Genomic DNA, 3,392 nt, shown 5'->3' with positions numbered 1-3,392 from the left:
CAGGGCCTGATGCTGCTTGCCAACCAACTGCGTTCATACTGCACCCTTTCCGGATGAACGAGAGGATTTTGCGACCGTCTCCTCTCGGGCGGCTGTTTTGCGATCGACCAGTCGGTGCCAGCGACTGCTGTGCTTGGCGGGCATACCGGGAGCGGGCTCCTCGTAAAGGTACTCGCCGTGGTCGTTGAAGGCGTGTCTCGCGATGAGCCCGTGCTCCGCCCAGCGAATGAGCGTCTGTTCGTGGATGTTCAGGCGTTGAGCGGCTTCTTCCTTGGTGAGCATTCCTCGGTCCCGAAGTCGGTCGTACAGCGAACGCAGGCCGTAGCTGTGGACGAGATAGGCCACACGCTTGGAAGTGAATCGTGCGTCCGCACGCCCAGGTCGAGCAGTTCCCCCGGGACGTATTCCTTGCTCGTTCAACAGTTCGGCAATCTCGGCGTACGTGTGCTGCTCGAGCAGCTTGTCGACGAGCTCGACGACCCTCGGCTGCGTCCTTATTTGCTGCGCCGATGATCTGCGATTCACCGTCGTGACCGTCAGCGTTTTGCCGCCTTTGAAGCGCACGTGAACCTTGGTGATTCTGTCTGCAGGCATGCGGACAAGGGTGGCATCTTCGATGATGAGGTCGATCATTCTCTTGCGCTCGCGGTTCGGCGTTTGGGGGTCGTCCCACAGGCGCTTGAAGTCGGCTGTCATCGCCACGAGCTGGTCGCGCATCTCCGCGTCAAGCAGCCGCTCGTCCCGTCGTGCATGCTCGTAGTCCTCGCGTGCTGCGGCGAGCGCTCTGAGCTTGTCGTTCCAATCAGCCTCCAGCGTGTCGGCGACCAAGCGGTTGCCAGGATCGACCAGCATGAAGCGACGCTGGGCGAGATCGGCTTCGATCTGGGCTCTTTCGATCGCGCGACGCCGAAGCTGATCGACCTCCTCGTGACGAGACTCGATCTCGGCGCGGATATGGATCGAGAGATCGACCGCTGCAGGAGTCACCTGGTCGACCACAAGCGCTGCGATCGCTTCATCAATGGGCGCGCCTGCAATCGACTGGCAGTGAGGCTCAGCGCTGCGGCCCTGTTCTCGGTCGCAGACATACCACGCGTCCATCCGACCCCGTCTGGCCGCGTAGCGCACGCGCATGTGGCGACCGCACTTGCCGCACACCGTCCGGCCCTGCAACAGCGCAGGTCCCTCCCTCGGCGGAGAGGCTCGCGCCAGCTCGTAGTTTCGACCGTTGCTCTCAAGGAGTTTGAGGTTTTCCTCGAACCGGTCCCAGGTGATGTAGCCGGGGTGAGCATTCGGAATGCATGCGAGCCAGTCGTCGCAATTGCGGGTTCGCTGAACCTTCATGCCTTTGGCGGTGCGCTGATAGCGCCGCCGGCCATAGGCGTAGGTCCCCGCGTACCGCGGGTTGTGCAGTGTACGGATGGCCGTTGAAGCGTTGAGCGGTCGGAACACTACGGTGTCTCGGTTGCGCAGTCGAGAAGGGAAGCTCAGTCCCTCGTCACGGAATGCTTTGACCACTTGACATGCCGAGCCCACGCGCGAGAAGGTTTCGAAGAAGTAAGCGATCGATTCCCTGATCTGGGAGTCCGGGTCCAGGACCACGTCTCCGACGGCGTCGTACACGAAGCCGGTGGGCAGCGTGCAGCGGTACTCGCCTCGCCGCACCTTGTTCAGGACGCCGCCGCGCAGTCTGGCTTTGAGCACGTGCAGCTCGGCCTCGCTCATCGTTCCCTTCAGACCCAGCAAGAGACGGTCGTTGAAGTTGGCGGGATCGTACACACCATCCTCGTCGAGGATCAGCGTGTCGGCCAGCGCGCAGATTTCCAGCAGGCGATGCCAGTCGGCGTTGTTTCTCGCCAGTCGCGAGACCTCCAGTCCCATGACGATGCCCGCACGCCCCATCCCTACGTCGCTGACCAGGCGCTGGAAGCCTTCGCGCCACGCCGCTGAGGCGCCAGACTCGCCCTGGTCGCTGTCGATGACGACGACCCGGTCGTCGGCCCATCCGAGGGCCGTGGCGCGTGCGCGAAGCGCGTACTGGCGCTTGGTGCTCTCGACGTTTTCGAGGACCTGCTTCATGGATGACTGTCGCACGTACAGGTAGGCCCCGCGCTCCAGATGGTGAGGTTGGACCTTCAGAGATTCGTTCATGCTGCCCTCCGGATATTGGCCTTCATTGCCATGGCTGCGAGGATCTGAACAACTGCGTTGTGCTGGCGTGGCGCCGTCGACATCGGCGCCGCGCAGTTGCCTGCGCGCTCCTGTGCGGCGACTCGACCCATCGCGAGGGCCCAGGCCCACATGCCCTGCCGCAGAAGCAGCGCGAGCCCGCTGCGCGCGTCCAGTGGCAGCGGTTGCCCAAGCGCTGCCATGCGCAGCACCTCGTACTTGGCCGCCACCACCGATGCCTCGGGCAACTGCCGTCCGAAGCAATCAGCTTCGCTGGGCAGTTTTTTTTTCTTTGACCGCTCGCTCGATCGTTCGTGGGTGCACATCCAGGGCGAATTTGTGCTGAACCAAAATCGCCAGGTCGCGCGCTCGCACCGGTTCTCCCTGCACGAGGTACTGCTCGATGAACGCCATGACCTCGTCTCGCAGTTTGTGTCGCCCGTGCGGGCCTCGCTTCTTGGGAACCAGCCCGGCAATGCCGCCCGCGTCGAAGTCGGCCTTGGCCTGGTAGTAGGTGGGCCGTGAGATGCCGTATTCCTGGGCAACACCGGTCACTGAGGCCTTCTCGACCAGGACTCGACGCAACAGCTCGTACTTCACCTGCACTGCATCTCGCGGATCGAAGAACTCGCCGGGCCTGAACTTTGGATCGCTGACCTTCTCGGGCTGCGCATTCAACGTGCCCTCTTCGATGAGGGCATCGAGCTTGGTGCGCTTGCGCTGGCTTGGCATGGCGTCTAATCAGGTGCGAACAGCAAACTAAATAATGCCGCATACGTGACCCGATGTCAAACCAAATACAAGCTCGTTCAGTCCAACTATCGCAGTTTAGATAGCATGCAAACGCTATGCAAGCGGCATATATTGCATTACATACGCGGCATAGTTTCATTTACGCTCCATCAGGCTTGCAATGAGGCTCAGACGTGCTGGCAAGACGCGCTACGAGCCGGGCCAGTTCAATGAAGTCCGTGACGCGCAGGACCGCTCTTGCATTGCCGATCGCAATCTCGGGGTCTGGTGCGGCCACGTCCGTCCACTGCGGCGGCACTGAGCAAACCCTCGATTCATCGACTTGCAGCAAGAGCCTCTTGCCGTAACGGTTAAAGCGCTCGCCAACGCAGGCAAGCTGCCGGCCACTGAGCGGATGAAACGGGTGAGTGATGCGCACAAGACGCTTCGATGCGGCTGGAATGTCTGCATTCCGGATGGAGTTACAAGCG

4 protein-coding genes are annotated in these 3,392 nt (G+C 61.9%); all 4 read right to left on the bottom strand.

Features of this window, described 5'->3' with window-relative positions:
* Positions 1 to 33: 33 nt before the first annotated feature.
* Positions 34 to 2,151 carry a recombinase family protein gene (locus HB681_RS37430; RefSeq protein WP_213959957.1) on the bottom strand — a complete coding sequence of 706 codons (2,118 nt, stop codon included), beginning with the start codon at positions 2,149 to 2,151 and terminating at the stop codon, positions 34 to 36.
* Positions 2,148 to 2,417 carry a hypothetical protein gene (locus HB681_RS37425; protein ID WP_213959956.1) on the bottom strand — a complete coding sequence of 90 codons (270 nt, stop codon included), beginning with the start codon at positions 2,415 to 2,417 and terminating at the stop codon, positions 2,148 to 2,150. The genes HB681_RS37430 and HB681_RS37425 overlap by 4 nt, the downstream gene beginning before the upstream one ends.
* Positions 2,418 to 2,433: 16 nt before the next feature.
* On the bottom strand, positions 2,434 to 2,901 hold the full coding sequence (locus HB681_RS37420) for a helix-turn-helix domain-containing protein (protein WP_213959955.1): 468 nt from the start codon (positions 2,899 to 2,901) through the stop codon (positions 2,434 to 2,436).
* Positions 2,902 to 3,061: 160 nt separating this feature from the next.
* Positions 3,062 to 3,392, bottom strand: a 331-nt coding sequence (locus HB681_RS37415; RefSeq protein ID WP_213959954.1) for a DUF5372 family protein, incomplete at its 5' end; no start/stop codon positions are given.

Origin of the sequence: Variovorax sp. dw_954 (genome assembly GCF_018449755.1) — a bacterium.
Classification (GTDB): Bacteria; Pseudomonadota; Gammaproteobacteria; order Burkholderiales; family Burkholderiaceae_C; genus Variovorax.
This window is presented reverse-complemented; position numbering and strand designations above follow the sequence as displayed.